Annotated in this window: 8 protein-coding genes and 1 pseudogene; 2 read left to right on the top strand and 7 right to left on the bottom strand. The window is 39.2% G+C overall.

The genetic code is table 11. The features are described from left to right. Positions 1-48: 48 nt before the first annotated feature. The 5 genes and pseudogenes from UABAM_RS00365 to UABAM_RS00345 form a co-directional block, all read right to left on the bottom strand. Positions 49-2,196: pseudogene (locus UABAM_RS00365) on the bottom strand (ATP-dependent Clp protease ATP-binding subunit); the annotation flags it as partial. Between the two features lie 320 nt (positions 2,197-2,516). Further along, the gene (locus UABAM_RS00360) at positions 2,517-2,768 is read right to left on the bottom strand and encodes a hypothetical protein (protein WP_151966004.1); all 252 of its coding nucleotides are present in this window, start codon (positions 2,766-2,768) and stop codon (positions 2,517-2,519) included. 330 nt (positions 2,769-3,098) lie between these two features. Continuing rightward, positions 3,099-6,590, bottom strand: coding sequence for a PEGA domain-containing protein (locus tag UABAM_RS00355; RefSeq protein WP_151966003.1), 3,492 nt, complete (start codon positions 6,588-6,590; stop codon positions 3,099-3,101). Positions 6,591-7,080: 490 nt separating this feature from the next. Beyond that, a complete protein-coding gene (locus UABAM_RS00350; protein WP_173013049.1) occupies positions 7,081-7,911 on the bottom strand; it encodes a sigma-70 family RNA polymerase sigma factor in 831 nt (276 codons plus the stop codon). 244 nt (positions 7,912-8,155) lie between these two features. Continuing rightward, complete coding sequence (locus UABAM_RS00345; protein ID WP_173013048.1) at positions 8,156-10,339, bottom strand: DNA internalization-related competence protein ComEC/Rec2; 2,184 nt, start codon at positions 10,337-10,339, stop codon at positions 8,156-8,158. A 100-nt stretch (positions 10,340-10,439) separates the two neighbouring features. Between UABAM_RS00345 and UABAM_RS00340 the strand changes: the two genes are divergently transcribed. Next, positions 10,440-10,799 (top strand): 5-carboxymethyl-2-hydroxymuconate Delta-isomerase, encoded by a 360-nt coding sequence (locus tag UABAM_RS00340; RefSeq protein ID WP_151966000.1) that lies wholly within the window; start codon positions 10,440-10,442, stop codon positions 10,797-10,799. Next, a complete protein-coding gene (locus tag UABAM_RS00335) occupies positions 10,789-11,655 on the top strand; it encodes a UbiA family prenyltransferase (protein ID WP_151965999.1) in 867 nt (288 codons plus the stop codon). The genes UABAM_RS00340 and UABAM_RS00335 overlap by 11 nt, the downstream gene beginning before the upstream one ends. A 475-nt stretch (positions 11,656-12,130) precedes the next feature. On the opposite strand, the gene UABAM_RS00330 is transcribed toward UABAM_RS00335, so the two are convergent. Both UABAM_RS00330 and UABAM_RS00325 read right to left on the bottom strand, forming a co-directional pair. Beyond that, complete coding sequence (locus tag UABAM_RS00330; protein ID WP_151965998.1) at positions 12,131-15,172, bottom strand: tetratricopeptide repeat protein; 3,042 nt, start codon at positions 15,170-15,172, stop codon at positions 12,131-12,133. A gap of 26 nt (positions 15,173-15,198) precedes the next feature. Continuing rightward, the gene (locus UABAM_RS00325) at positions 15,199-18,561 is read right to left on the bottom strand and encodes a serine/threonine protein kinase (protein WP_151965997.1); all 3,363 of its coding nucleotides are present in this window, start codon (positions 18,559-18,561) and stop codon (positions 15,199-15,201) included. Positions 18,562-18,574: the final 13 nt, after the last annotated feature.

Genomic DNA, 18,574 nt, shown 5'->3' with positions numbered 1-18,574 from the left:
TGTAGTTCCAGAGAACATGTATTGGTAATTTTTCGTTGTTAAATATAGTTACGCACTGGTCAAAACATAATTGCCGTCATTAAAATCTACGCACACTTCACTGCTTTTCGGCACTTCTCCCTTGAGCATTTGCTTTGCGAGCATGTTTTTGATACGTCGTTCCATTACTCTCTTCAGAGGTCGTGCACCAAAAACTGGATCAAATCCTTCCTCGGCAAGATTTTCTCTTGCGTCACCACTTAACTTTAACTGAAATTTATGCTCTTTTAGTAAATCATTAAAACTTTGCATTTGAATATCGATAATTCGTTTTATATGCTCTTTTTCCAAAGGATTAAAAATAATCACTTCGTCAATGCGATTAATAAATTCAGGGCGGAAATATTTAAATAGTTCATCATCTATTTTATTATGTAGCTCTTTGTCAATTTGCCCTTTAGCCTCTTTGATATAGTGGCTACCAATGTTTGAGGTCATGATGACGATGGTGTTTTTAAAGTCAACCTTACGCCCTTGTCCGTCGGTTAATTGTCCGTCGTCTAAGAGCTGTAAAAAGATATTAAATACTTCAGGATGCGCTTTTTCAATTTCATCAAACAACACCACAGAGTATGGACGACGGCGAATGGCTTCGGTAAGTTGCCCACCATCTTCGAAGCCCACATAACCAGGAGGGGCACCGATTAGACGACTAACGCTATGTTTTTCCATATATTCCGACATATCAATGCGTACCATCGCATCTTTGGTATCAAATAAAAACTCTGCCAGTGTACGAGCTAGCTCGGTTTTTCCGACTCCTGTAGGTCCAAGAAACAAAAATGAACCTATTGGTTGTTGTGGATTCTGTAAACCTACACGGCTCCTGCGCACGGCATCGGCGATATATCCAACAGCATCATCCTGCCCTATTACTTTTTGCTGTATTTTTTGCTCCATGTCAAGTAGACGTTCTCTGTCCCCCTGTAACATCTTGTCTACAGGAATACCTGTCCACAAGGCAACAACATTGGCAATTTCTTCTTCGCCAACTTCTTCTTTTAACATTTGCTCATCGCCTTGCATGTCCTTAAGGAGAGCACTCTCCGCTTCAATAGCTCTCTCTTTATCGGGAATCGCTTGGTAACGAATCTTACCCGCTAACTCTAAATTTCCATCGCGTCTTGCGAGTTCTTCTTGTGTTTTTAAACTTTCCAGTTCTTTTTTAAATTTACGTATCGCAAGAATTTTGTCTTTTTCCTTTTGCCATTTATCTTTCATCAAACTGGATTTCTCTTGCAAATCTCGCAAATCTTCTTCGATCACTCTGTAACGTTCTTTCGAAGCATCATCTTTTTCTTTTTTTAGGGCCTGTTGTTCTATGGTGAGCTGCAATATCTTTCTCTCTAGGACATCAATTTCCACAGGCATACTATCTATTTGAATGCGTAGACGGCTTGCGGCTTCATCCACAAGGTCAATGGCCTTATCAGGTAAGAAACGATCGCTAATATAGCGATTGGAAAGTGTTGCCGCAGCAATTGTGGCTCCATCGGTTATACGTACTCCGTGGTGCACCTCATATCGCTCTTTTAACCCACGTAAAATCGCAATCGTGCTATCCACAGAAGGTTCAGTGACATAGATGGTCTGAAATCTTCGCTCTAAAGCCGCATCTTTCTCAATATACTTGCGATATTCATCCAATGTTGTCGCACCTATACAGCGAAGTTCACCTCTGGCAAGAGCAGGTTTCAACATATTGCTTGCATCTTGGGCACCTTCGATTCCTCCAACAACCGTATGGAGTTCATCAATAAACAAGATAATGTCGCCTTCCGATTTGTGGACTTCTTGTAGTACGCCCTTCAATCGTTCTTCAAATTCACCTCGATATTTCGCTCCGGCAATCAAAGCTCCCATATCCAAGGAAATCACCTTTTTTCCCTTTAAACCTTCGGGAACATCCTCATCGATAATTCTTCTTGCCAATCCTTCAGCAATAGCTGTTTTACCAACTCCTGGCTCACCAATTAGCACTGGATTGTTTTTTGTTCTTCGCGACAACACCTGCATAACGCGGCGTATTTCGTCATCACGGCCAATAACAGGGTCGAGTTTTCCTTTTCTCGCTAGCTCTGTTAAATCAGTCGAGTATAGCTTTAAAACTTCTTTGTCATTGTTAGGATTGTTTGCGTTCAACATGATTTTCCCCTTTTCCTGCTGATTTTACATAAAATGTAAACATCACAAAATCCGCTGTAGAATGTGATTATTGTGCCTTACACATCTAAAATTAGGAAGTTTTTACCAAACCAGTTTGACCACTGTATCAATACACGCGGATTGAATGCAAATTGCTTGCCATTTTTTTTAAAAGAGGGGGAAAATAAAGAAAGAGAATTAGTTTTATACTGCAAAGCATTGCTAATTCTCACTTCTCTTGGGATATGTTTTTTTTAAAATTTTAGCTTTTTTGTGAAGGATTGTATATTTCGAGAATACACGCACAAATATTTGTGCTATTATGACATAGTTTATTTATTTCGGTACCTGGTTTTTTCCAACGTAACCAACTCGTTCCAAATGCGTTGTAAATCAGACAATTTGTCTAAATATTGTTCTTTGTATGTTTGGAATTTATAAGAGTATGATTCAGGATGTTCTATTGCTTCTTCTAAACAATCTTTGTCATCCCATAACTCTTCAAGAAGTCTTTCACGAAGAGTTAGCTGCAATTTTTCAATTAGCTGTCTAATCTGTTGCCCTTGCTTTGGATTTATCGACATATCATTGTCATGGATCCCCACTGTTCACGCTTCCTTTCTTCAACTATAAGTCGACATTATTAGAGACTCGCCCTAACTTTATTTGTTTTGCATTTATTGTAGCATGTATTCTTTTTTTTGCAAACTAGTCTTTAAAGTTCAAGATACATAACCCACAAAATTTATGTTTAACAGCACAATAGAGATGGATCTTTATAGAACCATCTCTATCACACTAGAACCTATCTAGTTTGGTATTGCTTTCACAGCAATCACCAGAGTACTAGCTAGGTTCCAAGCAAAGTCGAAGAAGAGTGGCTCTTCGACCCTGCTTTATCATAGAAGAAAGAACTACTCAAGCATTCTTTCCAACTTGCCGACAACATCTTCTACTTTTTCAATCAAAGTTGAATCGTCGGTGTCAAGAGAATCAAGAGAAGACTGTAAGAAATCAAGAAGTTGTTCTTTTTCTTCATCTTCCCAATAGCGTCTAATAGAAGAATCATAACGCATAGCCTCGTTCAATGAAGAAACAAATGCTTCTGCACCTTGTTCATCTTTAACTTGAGACAAGTGATTCACTAAGTGTTCACAAGAAAGTCTTGCCAAATACCCAATTTTTTGACGTTCTTTTAGCAAAGACTTCTCGGCATAACGGTAACCACTATGCACATTGACACCTTTGGCTTCCGAATCGACATACAAATGAAATTCCACTTGTCCTTTTGCTTCGTAAACGGTCACCAAATGTTCGGGAATTTGTTTCTTGTCAGCAAAGAACTCAAATGCATATTCAATATTGTCGTATTTCATTGTTTTGCTGGCTTCTAGTAAAACAATTTTCTTTAGAAGTTGCAAATCAACTTGCAATACTTGCGATCCTTCACCAGGCTCTATTTTCGCACTACCTTCATACGTCTTGTATGTACTAAACAACACGCGTAGCTTACACTCTTTACCTACTTCGATAGGATCATTCATGTATAGCTTACCATCGATGAAAACTTTAAACGGTGTTATTTTTTCTAGAGTATCTGGGTTGACACCTTTCACGACAAGAACACGCGGTTTGGTTTTATTTTCCGTTTTTTCTTGCGTTTTATCTTCCACTGGTTTTTCGGCTTTCTTACCGAGAACTAGTGGTATCTTTAATTCGAATTCCATTGTATTCGGTTCGATAAAGATATCCTTTTTACCAGAATAGGTGTAACCTTTTTGCTGTACAACAACTTCGTACTTTCCAGGTTTAATCATTTGGCCATTGGTGGGCACAAATGATTTTTTTGTGACAACATTGATCATCTCAAGTTTACACTCAGGATAGCCCGCTGCTGGTGCTACATCATATTCATATTGGATACGTAAATTTCGCAGTGTAGATTCTAAAACCACTTTTGTACTAAACACATCCTTGTCATTGGTAATCTCAATATCTTTTTGGTACATCTGGTGACCATTTGTATATGCCACAACAGTGTATTTTCCTGGAAGAATTTTGAAACCTGGAGTGTAAGAGCGATCGTTAATGGTGAGAATATCTACTTTAATCGGTGCTGTTGTATCAGCATCGCTAAATGCTTGTAGCTCTACAGGGATAGGAACAATTTTTTTCTCTTCTGGTTTTGGAGTAAGTGTCAGTTCCACTTTTTGTGCTTCGTTAGATGGTACAACGTTCACCTCTTTGGTTAACGTCTCGTAACCTTCTTTTTCACAGTTTACAGTATATTTTCCTGGAAAATACGCTGTGGCTCCATCGTACTTTTGTCCATTCATCTTTACAATGTATTCAGACACTGCTTCATTCGTCTTGTTGTTAGTAACAACAAATGTCACAAAAGTATTTTTTACCGTTAGCAATGCTTTAACAAGTTGAGGATGTACTCCCATATCTACATAGATATCTCTTTGCCATTCTTCGTAACCTACTTTATGAATAACAAATTTGTAGTTTTTGCCAGGTAATATTTTGCCAGAAAACTTTTCACCATCCACCAATACTTCATCTGCTTGTAAGATTTCGTTTACTGGATAGTTGGCGAGTATTTCTAAAGAAATATCTCGTTTAGAAACTTCAAGATCTTCCTTAAGAACAAATAATTGTGAACCTGCAGGAATAGTTACTTTCTTGCTAATAGAGTTATATCCATTTACCTCTGCAACAAAATCATACTCTCCTGGTTCAAAACTGTTACCAGCAATATCAACTCCATTTAATGTTGCCTTATCCGCTTTTACAAGATAAGGAGTTTGTGCCGCATAACTACTCATCAACTTTAAATCAACAGAACATTTTGCTACGGTTTCACCGCCTGTTTTGGCGTCTGTCTCGCCACCTACGTTGGTTTCGCCACCTGTCTTAGCGTCTGTCTCGCCGCCTACGTTGGTTTCGCCGCCTACGTTGGTTTCGCCACCTGTTTTAGCGTCTGTCTCGCCGCCTACGTTGGTTTCGCCGCCTACGTTGGTTTCGCCGCCTGTTTTAGCGTCTGTCTCGCCGCCTACGTTGGTTTCGCCGCCTACGTTGGTTTCGCCGCCTGTCTTAGCGTCTGTCTCGCCGCCTACGTTGGTTTCGCCGCCTGTCTTAGCGTCTGTCTCGCCGCCTACGTTGGTTTCTCCACCTACGTTGGTTTCGCCGCCTGTTTTAGCGTCTGTCTCACCGCCTACATTGGTTTCTCCACCTGTTTTAGCGTCTGTCTCACCGCCTACATTGGTTTCTCCGCCTGTTTTAGCGTCTGTCTCACCGCCTACATTGGTTTCGCCACCTACGTTGGTTTCGCCGCCTGTTTTAGCGTCTGTCTCGCCGCCTACATTGGTTTCGCCACCTACATTGGTTTCGCCACCTGTTTTAGCGTCTGTCTCACCACCTACGTTGGTTTCGCCACCTGTCTTAGCGTCTGTCTCACCGCCTACGTTGGTTTCGCCGCCTGTTTTAGCGTCTGTCTCGCCGCCTACATTGGTTTCTCCGCCTACGTTGGTTTCGCCACCTGTTTTAGCGTCTGTCTCACCACCAGCGTTGGTTTCGCCGCCTACATTGGTGTTTGTCTCACCACCAGCATCTGCAACGTCTATTTTCTTTGGTAGTTTTTCCAAATCAACTTTATATTTGAAAGGACTACCCGCCCCATCGACATCAATATTGTCTGAAAAACTTTTATATCCTTCAAGTTCCACTTGCAGTTTATGAGTTCCTGGAAGTATCTTATTACCAAGTAATGTGCGGCCATCGATAATAACTTTCAAACTTGCTGTATCTAATTTTTTGCCTTCAGAAGATGCTTCTAGATAAAAACTGCGCGGTAAGGCTTTCAGGGTAAAACTCAAACGCTCGCTTTTTTGTCCAACATTGACTTCACCGCGATGAGTGATTGTTTCGTAACCTGGATGACTAATTGTTACATTATATTTTCCAGGTAAAACGGTTAATGTTGTTTCCTTTAAGAGCTTTTCTTCATCTCCTATTTTCAACAATACACGTAGCTCGTCTTTTGACAAAGGCTTGGCACCATAAGCCACAGACACTTCTAGCTCACATAATACCTGCTTCCAACTTGGCTTAATAGAATGTGTCGTTTCCTTTGACTCTTTTTTTATAACTACCTTTTCTTTTACTGTTTCGTAGCCATTCTTTTTCAAAACGAGTTCATAATTACCTGGCTTTAGCTTTATTTCATCTATTTTCGTTAACTTTCCATCGACATAAACTTCATCTGGTAAAATAGTTCCTTCGATGGAAACGCTATGTAAATTTTTGGTTTTCTTTTTTTTGCTATTTGGTATTTGCATTTCACACGAAACCAAAAACACAAATAGGCTTAAGATTATCCAAAAATTGCTTGCAAAATTCATAATATCTTCCTCAATTTTGTAATGGAAGTACAATTTGAAACATAGGAAAATGCTTTGTGGCTGTCTCAGTGGTCTTTCACAAAATACGGAACGACCTTAATAGCTGAGCGAAAGTATTTTGGACATTTCTAGCATAAATTTGGAATATGTTTATGGAGTAAGATACGTAAGTACGATTTATTGCAACAGAAATCGCCACATTTTAACGCAAGGGGTAGTCGTTGATAAAATATTGTATTATCACAAATAACACCTTGATATCATGAATGAAACAAAACTCTATTGCGTATCTTAGCTCTAGAGAGGTCATAAGCTGAAAAGCCAAAGAGCCTAAAGACTTTTGTCCAGCTACCTTAAACTTGGGGAGATAATAACATTTTCATAGAAAAAGGGGCAAGAAAAATTTAAATTCAGGAAGTGCTTTTTCCAGAAAGGCAGCGCGTTCTACATCTCATCGTAGAAAGCGCGCCTTAAACTACATATTTAAAATCTAAAGTGCACAATCAGAGGCCTTTCTTCTTTTAATGATTTGTCTTAACATTGACAAAGTTTCTTTTTCGATTTGGCGAATACGCTCTTTCGTCAACTTTAAAAGCGACGCGATTTCTTTTAATGTCATCGGAGATTTTCCGTCCAAACCATATCGCAATCTAATTACTTGTGCTCTTTTGGAATCCAAACCGTCAATAATACCCATAATCCATTCAAATTCGCTCTTATCAAATATTTGTTGTAAAGTATTATTTGTTTTACGATCTTCTATCCAGTCCTGGTTTGCATTCAAAGTATACAAACTTTGCATGGATTCCAAAGCCTGAGTTGTCATAAGAGCTTCGTGAATAATACTCTTTTTTGTCTTCTGCAAATTTGTTCTCTCAACAACTTCTTGTACAGTGGGAGTTTTACCCGATTCACGTATCATAATCGCAATTTGTTCTTTGCATTGGCTAATAATTTTTTTCATGTACGCAGGAATACGTACTAATTGATTTTTTTCTGTAATAGCGCGACATATAGAGTGTTTAATCCAGCACGTTGCATATGTTGAAAATCGGCAACCTTTTTCAGGATCAAATCTTTCGACTGCGTAAATTAGCCCCACATTGCCCTCTTCAATAAGATCAATAAACGGCAAACCACAGTTGACGTATTTCTTGGCAATACTTACAACTAAACGTAGGTTTGAAGTGATCAAATTCTCACGTGCTTTTTCATCTCCGTCTATACAAAGTTTGAATAGTCTCTTTTCCTCTTTCGCTTTCAAAATTGGATATTCTCTGATTTCCTGAAGATATTCTTTTAAGTTTGGATCACCCATCATAACTCTCTCCCTCATAATTGTGAAATTTACCATTGTCTTGACTCGCCCTAGAGTAAAGCAACAACTATGCCAAACATTATTTTTTTCTCAAAACAAAAAACTTAAAACTTTACAATTAAAAGACTTAAAGCCAAAAAACATCTTAAGGGATTTTTACAACAGTGATCGTCCACATCATAACTGTAGATTTTTGTAGACACATCTTTTTATTTTTTGTAGACAGTGTTACCATTTTAGTAAAATATCACCAGTGAACCACAATCGCTCCCCGTGAATATGTGGCCAATACCTTAACACTATACTTAGCATACAAATGAAGAGTGTTTAAACAAGGAAAGGTTTTTTTACTGCTCAAAGTAGCGTATTTGGGTCGCCACTTTCGCAATAACTTCTCTGTAAAGTTATTTTTTGAGCCATGATGTGGAACTTGCATCAAATACACATCCTGAATATTATATTCGAGAAGTATGCGCAGAGCTTTGTCTTCCATATCGCCAAGTAAGACAATTTTTTTGCCATGTATCTCACATAACACACCCAATGAATGATCGTTATCTGTGGCTTTTTTGTTTTCAAAAAACTCACCGGGATACAAAAAAGTAAAACCTTCGGCGTGTTCTCGATCACGCACTACGCATAACTCAACTCCATATTTAGAGACCTCAGAAGCTAGTGGTGTCGCGGCAAAATGAGAGTTACAAATTATTTTGTCAACGTGAACGCTTTGTATCAATGCAGACAACGCACGACAGTGATCAATGTCACCATGAGATATAATCACCGCATCGATTCGATAAATACCTTTCGCTCTCAGAAAAGATAATATGCGAAAGCTCCCGCAATCGTACAAATAGTTTCGTCCATTTTTTTCGACAAAGATACAATCTCCATGTCCTACATCAAGTACGGTTAAACGAAAGTCCTGTTCAATTCTGAAGAAAATCATCGTACAAAAAATCACAAAAAGAACACAAACCACCATGATATTGCGTGGCCTCGTTATCATGAGCAGCAAATAAAAAACCAATATTTGCCACATGTGGGGTTGTGGAACGTAAAAGAATCCTCCTGGTATCGAACGAACACAACCCAACAACCACAATAGTAGAGCAATGTTCCCATACACCATTCCAAAAAAGCTGTCGCCAATAAAAGTCAAACTCACAGGAGAAAAAACCCATGTAAGAACCAGTAGCAACGACATGTATATTGGTATGTATAATGCAAAACCGGTAATCATTGCCGCAGGAGCGATAGAGTAAAAATAGTACGCTGTTAATGGAAATGAACTTAGAGTAGCGACAACTGCCACAATAATATTGTCCTTTAATTTTGTGGTAAAAGAGTCTGTCGTATCGCGATCTCCAACATGCAGTATAAAAAAACACACAATGAAGGACATCTGAAAATCAATGCGCAGTATGTGAAATGGATCAAAAAATAAAAATGCCAATGCTGTCACTAACAAACTATGCATGGCATTTTTTTCTCGTCCGACGATAGAGGAAAGCAAATAAATGCACATCATCACCACCGCCCGAGTAATCGACACTGTCATTCCCGCGATGAATGCGTATACAATCAGCAAAAATAAAGTTGTGAAAACAGATGTATAGTAGTCGCGAAATACGATGGTGCATAACCGTAGCAAGATCCCAGTGATGATCACGATGTGAAAACCAGAAATGGCCAATAAATGCATTGCCCCACTTTCCACAAACTCATCGCGCAAAGAGGAATCTAAAAAAAAACGTTCGCCAAAACAAAGTGCTGCCGCAACACCTCCCACCTTGGTACCAAATTCTTTCACCAAATATTTCGCAATTTTTGCCTGCAAAAACTTTGCAAAATTGAACAGTGGGCAGCCGCGATACGTTGACAAAAACCGCAAGCCTTCTTTTTTGACGTACAAATCATAGAAAACCCCTCGTGACATCGCAAATAACCGACGATTAAATTCTCCGGGATTACGCGGTTTTCTGATATGACGAATTATCCCATCTACTTCAAAATAACCACCTCTCAAATAATCACACTCTACTGCAAAAAATACAACAACATACATTTTACAACGCATTTCCACCCATTTGTTGTTTACTTTTCGAGAGCAAACTTGTATAACAAAACTACGTCGCGTATTTTTTTGCTGTTGCCGCAAAGCAAAAACGTTGTCGATCAAAATTCCTCGCACGGTAACTACGGTGTTATCATTAAAAAAAAGTTGTGGTTGTGTTAACTTTTCAATATTCACTCTCAAAAACCCACTTAGAGTAATGACAAAGACAATCACCAAAAAATTGCGCTTTGGAGCTAGCATCCCCACGACAAAAATCGCAAAAAACATCCATATATAACTGGCATAAAAAATAGCCAATGCGATACCTAGCGAGTAAAGTGTGAGAAATAGACCTATCGACAACCGCGTCATATCTCCTCCAAGAATTAATATTGTTTTCATTCAACAGCAATAAACAGTTCCACTAGATATCATTTAAACACAAGCTACGACAAAACAACTGGAGTTTGTTATGCCTCATATCAAAATAGAACTTTCTCAAAATATAGAGATGCAGAGTTACAACGATCTATTTCTCGCTCTACAAAAAGTATTACAAGATTGCGCAGACGTTCCGCCACAAAACTGTAAAAGTCGCGTTCATGTAACTTCCGATTTTTTATTAGGGGATGAAAAAGCACAAGCATTTGTTCACTTAGAAATTGCCTTGCTAGAAGGAAGATCTCCTGAGGTAAAGTCTCAAATCGGCGAAAATGCCCTAAAAATATTAAACGAAGTTTTTACAAGTGCGACAATGGGAATGCAAATCACCGTGGAAGTTCGCGATATACTACGCCCACAATACTTTAAGAAAGTACACCATGTCCAATAACCTTACCTTTTATCTCAAAGTCTCGCGACCAGGACTTTGGTTCCAAACGTTGTGGGTATATCTTTTACCCGTCGTTGGTACACAGTCTATTTACACATGGCCTTTTTGGATTGGCTTTATCTATGCCACGTTTCCATTAAATTTTATGATTTATGGATGGAATGATATGGTGGACTACGAAACCGACCGCCATAATCCGCGTAAGAATAGCTTTTTGTGGGGGGCAAAGGGGACAAAAGAACAACTGCAAGGTTTAATGACTCCGATTATCATTGCGCAACTACCATTTATCATATTTTTTATTTGGTATTGCGGTTGGCCAATGGCCGTGGTGTTATTTTGTATCTACCTAGTGAATATCACATACAATTTACCTAAGTATGGGCTTAGAGGAGTGCCACCTTTAGAACTGGTAAATATCCTAGGAATGTTAATCATCGTGCCTTTGTGTACTTACTTAAATGACTTTCCCAGCCTTCCGTGGCAATCCATGGTTTACCTGGGAATATTTTGCATCCTGGCACAACTCATCGGGGAAATTATGGACATAGAGCCCGACAGAAAAGCCGGGAGAAGGACAACCGCAACGGTGATCGGCAACGATGCCACCAAACTATTAGTCATTGCCCTTGTCGTGGCAGAAGCCGTCATTCTCTACGCTGTTTTTCACGCGTATATGCTTGCCGCCTATATGATATTTGTGATCTTGTGGTTGATTTTTGACTTCGTGTATCTCAATAAAAAAATGCCGTACAGTATCGCACAATATAATCTATTAGGTTTTGGTATCAATGCCGCGGGATATGGAAGTATTCTTTGGGTTTGGTATACGCAAGCGCTACATCAAATTTATTGATAGTATGACTTGTGCTAGTAGAAAGATATCACTTTTATACGTTCCCGATCCCGTTCCCGATCCTGTTCCCGATCGATCCAGTAAGAGAACAAAATTATTTTAGAATTTCACAATAATACAAAAAATGTAATTTTAATACATAACACGCTACTAATATTCGAAATAAATCCGATTTTTGGTAATTTTCAATAAGCCATACATTTATGATTACTTACTTTTTTACTCAATTTTCGGGATCGGGAACGGAATCGGGTTCGGGAACGTATTACAATTTTAACTAGCACAAACCGTTGATAGTAATAAATACATATAAAGAAAAGAGATAGAAACTCTCATATTGAACAAATCCCAGGTTGTCATCCCTGGCTTGACCAGGGATCCAGGCGTTTACAAGTCGACTTCATATTGTGGATTCCTGCTTTCGCAGGAATGACACCCCTGGGAAAAAGCCATCACTGGTGTGCGAATCTTTGGTTTACTTCTTCATCAATTTCTTCACTTTATCCATCAAAGGCTGTATTCTTTGCTTTGGATATCCTAAGGTGATAGCTGTTTCCCAGTCTTTTAAAGCCAGCGCGTACTTTTGCATTTGGTTGTGCATATGGCCACGCAGTAAATACAACATCGAATTCTTTGCTTCTATGGATATCGCGGCATTGCAGTCCTTTAATCCTTTCTCATACTTTTTCAGATTAAAAAACAAACGCGCTCTATTGGCATATGCATTTACATTTTTAGGATCTAGCGTAATCGCTTTACTGTAATACCTCATTGCTTTGCGGTTGTTCTTCATCAGTTGGTATGCAATGCCACTATACCCATAGGCTTGGGCATTTTTAGGGTCTATGCGAATGGCATCATTGTAATCGTTTAATGCGTTTTGGAAACGTCGATTTTCCAAGTTTAGCAATCCACGCCCAATATAAAACTCTGCATTGTTCGGATTCAGTTTTATGCTTTTGTTATAATCGATGTACGCCATGTCATACCTTTTTTGCCGCGTCAACAATTCCGCTCTTTGGAAATACACCTCGGCATTCTGGGGATTTAACGCCAAGCTAATGGTAAAGTCTTGTAGTGCTTGGCGGTATCTTCTTAAAGCAACGTAAGCCTTACCGCGCAATATATATCCTTGGGGATTCTTCGCTTGCAGTTTGATCGCACGGTTGAAGTCTGCTACTGCCTTATCGTATTTTTGCTGGGCGGTGTACAAGTTCCCTCTGCGCAAATAAAGATCGCTGTTCGCAGGATTTTTCGTAATGGCGTCATCGCACTCTTTGATTGTGGTTAATTTTTCGGGGATTACTTTGGTGGTTTTTGTGGATTTTGCTTGTGCACTTTGTGTATCTTGCCTTTGTTCTGTTCCGTCAGCCTCTTCTTCGTCATCGTCGTCTTCGAAGTAATCTTCGTAGTCGTCATCATCGTCATAGCCCTCGTCTTTGTATTCGAACGCGTCACTTTTCTTCGTCGCATCTTTCTTTACCGGCTGCTGTTGTGTGTCTTTTGTATCTTTCGAATTTTGCTCATCATTTTCTTCATCATCGTCATTGAAGTAGTCTTCATAGTCGTCATCGTCGTCGTAACCCTCGTCTTTATATTCGAGTGCAGTGCTTTTTTGCGTCGTTGTTTTTTCCGTGGTGGTATCAGCGTCTTTTTTGTCTCCGGAACTTTGATCCTCTTTGCGCTCCATACCTGAGAGCGAGATAATTTGCGCATCAATAGCAAACGGTAATTCATGTGCAACAAAAACTCGGTGTTTCTGCGCAGTAATCGTTGTCGAAAAATTTTGCTGGATAGACGTTGCGCCCTTGAACATCAAATCTGTGTGTAGATGTATATTCACATCTTGCACATGTGGTCTAAAATGGATCGATACAGATCGCGAGCGGTTTTCAACCTTAGCTTCGACATGCCCTTCATGACTATTTTGTGTGCGTTTTGTTATAGAAATTCCCGTATTTTCATTGCCGAAAGCGTAGGAAATGAGCACTTGCGTTCCATATCGATGACGCCGTAGTGTACGTAATAGCTGGGTGACCTCCCCCTGTTTTGCCTGTGTATCGCATACAACGAGAATTCCACGACATAACCCCCACTTCTTTGGACGAATATTTTGCGATAATATTCTTGTAAAAGAAGAAGATGCTTTTCTGAGTATATTTTTGTCGGTAAAAAGCGGGTTTACAGCCATTAGGTCTTCGACATAGTAAACACGTGTCGTGTCCTTCGCAACGACTCTATCACGCGTAGAAATGACAACAATACCTTTCTCGACTTTGTAGTGAAGACCAACAGAGGAAGCAATAAGACTTAACAGATTTTTCAACTTTACTCTCTTCACATTTAAATCAAACTTTAACTCCTCCGGGAATTCTTGGTACACGGCCGCATCTATTAAGATATTCAAACCTGTGGTCACTCTAAGAAAATCGACAGCGTCGCCTAAAGGGGTATCGGAAAAATCCACCGACAAAACTTCGGAGTGCAAACGATTGTGTATTTCTCTGTCTTGAAGAGAGGCTTCGCTATGATGCGCGACATTCTTTTTTATATAATTGCTATGCATCGTCGCACTGACAACGATCGATTCACCTCCGTAGGAGTAAGTGACCACATTTGTTTCCACCCCATTCTCTACCGTGGTGATGCCATAGTCGTGGTAGGTATTTTTGCTATTTGCAAGCTGTATGTCACTTTGCAAACGTATCCCGTATTCTTTTACGATCGTGGGACTTAACGCAAGCGCAATGTTCAAATCTTTGCTTTTCGTACTCATGTACACAAACTCATTCTCAAGAGTGGAAAACGTGTTTGTATATATCTGGTGTTTTTTTCCATTGTGGAGCTTATATATAGAGACACGGCCATCAATATTTTTTGGCGTCAGTAGCGCCATATCGTCTAAAAAACTTTTTATTTGTCGATGTACATCTGCGGAAGTGCGAACAAGTATTTGCTTATTTTGCGCAACAATACTATGTCCTCTTCGCATCCAGGAATCCGGCGAAACATTGCGGCGTATGGCATTTACTAACTCATCTACAAAACTGCGTGTGTGTTTTACCGCAATTACTTTTCCACTTTGCGCATTACTTTTTAATAAAATGTTGCGTGCATCGCGCATGTTAAAACGTTGAAGATCATAACTTTTTGCTTCAATAGCAGGCTGTACCGAAGGAGAATCTATGGCGGCCATAAAAAGCACTTCGTTGCGTATGGAATATGTAAGATGATAAAAGTTACAAAGAACATCTAACAATGTTTTGATCTTCACATCATTGAGCTCAATGGTTACCGTTGTTCCTTCTATCGTAAAATTGTGAATGACCTTTGGCTCAATGACAATATTCACATTTGTCGTTTGTCTTACAAAATGCACCACATCTGCAAAGGGTGCGTCGGTAAATTTAACGGTAATATGCTGTTCTTTTATTTTGTTCCATATTTTTGCATGACTGTCATCACTAAAGACAATGCATGAAAGGAACAACACACAAATAAAACAATATTTCTTCATAATTTTCCTTTCGCGGAAAGTATCGCTTACTTACGCAATTTACGCCGTATTTGCTGCATTACTTCAACGAGAGCCTTGGCATTGTACTTCTCGTTGACGATGTCATATCCCATAATTTTTTGCTGTTGCTGTTCATAGTCAAAAAAGTAACCTTGGTTAAAAACAATCACATCTCCCATACCTATGGGAAAATAAATATGGTTCCAATCCTTACTTACGTTACTCACGGTACTTTTGAAATAGCCGATATACGCCTCAAGTAATTGCTTGAGCTCTACATCATATATAAATAAACTGTCCGAAGTGAAAATAGCCAAATACTCATTATTTGGCGAGAAACATATGTTATTCACCGAGCCAGGAACACGAAAAGATGCCTTCTGTTGGGGATTTTTGTAATTTTTCCACAGTGTCACCCTGTCGCCACCTCCCGACGCAAAAATAGATCCGTTATTCGCAACCGAAAAAGTAGTTAGAGTTGGATCTTCATACAAGAATTTATTTTTTACACTGCGTTGTTGCAAATCAACCACACAAAATCCATGCTTTGTTCCCACAAAAACCGCATCATCGACTCTTTGGCAAAAAATGGACTTGGCATGTATTTTCTCCATAAACTTTTCATACACATCGGACGCTATGTGATAACGACACATTTCACGATGCGTCGTGGTTGTAAAAATTGTTTCGCGATCTAAGAAACAGGTTTGCCTTGGTTCACCTTCTAATTGCGACTTGTTTAGGGACAACAACATGCTTTTTTCGATAGAAAGATCTTTGGTATTTACCAAGTCTATTTTAAAATCGTCGTATGTCACTACCATACGCGAGTCTCCATCGTAACCAAAACTGTGTGGCATACCTTTTTTTAAGTTATATTGCAAAACAAATTTACCATTTACCCAACCTAAGTACCCGAGTTGGTGAGGAAGGAATACAGTGTTTGTTCTTTGCGCCAATTCAATTTTGCGCATCATTTGCTTCAACTCGTCAGAGGCATAGTACAATCTTCGTAAAGTTTCCGAAAATTCTGGCCCGCATGACAAAGTTTGGGCTACAAATTTGTAAGAGGTATATTTTGTTTGCGACATGACTCTAAGTACATATTCGTTGCTTAACTGGTGAAGAGATACAATCCCTCCATCGTAAGGGGTTGAAAATGTAGTGTCCAATGACAAAATATTGCGAATCTGTAAAACAGCTCCTTTCGCAACACAAACAAAATTCTTTGCGGGATATAAACCATGAACTTCTTCACGTAAATATACGGGAAACTTCACAAAACGGTGCGGCCGAAAATCATTTTCGCGAAAGTACGTAATGATTCCACCGCGGTCTGTACCAAAAATCAAACGATCGTGAACCACAATGGGATCAGACTTAAGGAAATGACTGCTATACGGATTCGCAACATATTTTTTCGTATAGCTCACACAGTCGTAAATCGTCAATCCGAAAGTTGTCACGATGTATAAGTAACGTGACTGATCAAACACAAACTTACATCCATAACTAAATGAATTTTTATCGGTAATGGTATAACACTTTTTCTTTTTGACACTGTAAAGATAAAAAGCCTGGTAGCCCAAAACAGCGACAGATAGACCATCTTGTGATATTTTTATCTTACTGATGGCGTTGACCGTAAAATACGCGACCTTTTTTTGCAAACGCAAATCGTAAATCCATACTTTATTATTGGTGTTATAAGTAAGAAAACGTGAATTGTCTGAAGCAACAGCCATTACCTTACCAGTGTACGATGCAATAGAAATATTGCGCTGTTGTTGTTGGTCATAAGCAAAGACTTTTTTATCGCGACAATAAACGACAAAACGATCATCTTTTGTAGAACACAAAAAGCGCGCGTCTTTGCCTATTTCAATTTTCTGACTATTTGCGATGCTTATGTTTTGTTGCTGTCTAATATCCCACGTATACAAATAGTTATTTTGACATGCCAAAACAAATCTACCACTTGCGGAAACATGCAATGGTCTTTTCAAGTCTATAATATCGTGATTTTCAATACGTGGAAGGTTCGTCAAAACCGAAAAATTTAATATATTTGTCAAGCGACGATAAATCACGGCATTTTGTTCGACGGTCCTTTCAGCAAAGGAATCATCTAAGGCAACAAACGCACGCTGTAAATTAACCAATGCTTGTTGCAGTTGACCAACGCGCACGCTTTGCGGTACTTTTTCTGCTATTTCGATAATAGTATCATTCGCTTCTTTTTTCTTGTACAAAGCTTGTTGTTTTGCAGCCAATGCTTCTTGTACCGAGTTAAAAGTGAACAATGTTATACCAGAGAGAATAGCAATCGCCATAATAAGCATAACGAAAATACGCCCCACGATTCCACTTCCGCGATACCAACGCATCATTTGTTCCAAAGTAGTTGGTTTACGTAAGGAAATTGGCAGGTCTTTTACAATTTTTTCAATTTCTTGCTGTAGATATGCGGCACTTTCTATGCGCTTTTGCGGTTTTTTTTCGAGTGCCTTTAAACACAAAATTTCAAGATCACTATTCTTAGGAATCGAAGCGTTCAATTGCGAAGGAGGGAGAGGTTCTTTAGATGTTAGGGCATGCACTAAAGAAAAAAAGTTATCTACGTCAAAAGGAGGACGTCCCGTGAGCATCTGATACAGAATTACTCCCAGAGAATATACATCAGAGCGATCATCAAAAGGTTGCTCCAGCACAATTTCAGGTGCTATGTAGCGTGGCGTTCCGACAATTTCCCCCTTTTTCGTTAGGTTACTCGTCGTTTTGGAATCTTTTGCAATGCCAAAATCGAGGACCACAGGGCTGCCATTGTTACGCACCAAAATATTTTCGGGCTTTAAGTCGCGATGTAGTATTTTATGACTGTGTGCAAGGGCAATGGCGTCACAAATTTTCATAAATAATTGTAGTTTTTCGTTCACAGTAAATCGCCGTGAAGAAAGGTATACAATAAGTGTTTGCCCTGAAATGTATTCCATCGCAAAAAAGTGCATAGGTGATGTGTGAATTTCATGAACTTTAATGATGTTTGGGTGATTGATCTGGGCAATAGCGCGCGCCTCGTTAAAAAATCGTTCTACGGCAGAATCGTCTCTCTTACCCGTAAGTACTTTTAACGCACATTCACGCTGCAAGCTCGTATCTAATGCATGGTACACGACTCCCATTCCCCCACGACCAAGCTCACGCAGTATTTTATATTTCCCCAGCATCTTTTGCTTTTGCGGTTGCGGCAACGTTTCGTACCATTGAATCTTATTTTGCGAAAAAAGGAAGTTGTGTTGGTTTTCTACTGTAATTTTATCTGCCAGTTCCTCTTTTGTATAAGGCCCGAAAATACGACCATCTTTATTTGATTTTACATACCAATGCATAGCACCTCAGTTT

The sequence above is a fragment of the Candidatus Uabimicrobium amorphum genome, assembly GCF_009002475.1.
Taxonomy (GTDB): domain Bacteria; phylum Planctomycetota; class Uabimicrobiia; order Uabimicrobiales; family Uabimicrobiaceae; genus Uabimicrobium; species Uabimicrobium amorphum.
Note: the sequence above shows the minus strand (reverse complement) of the source record. Positions and strands in the feature narration are given on the sequence as shown.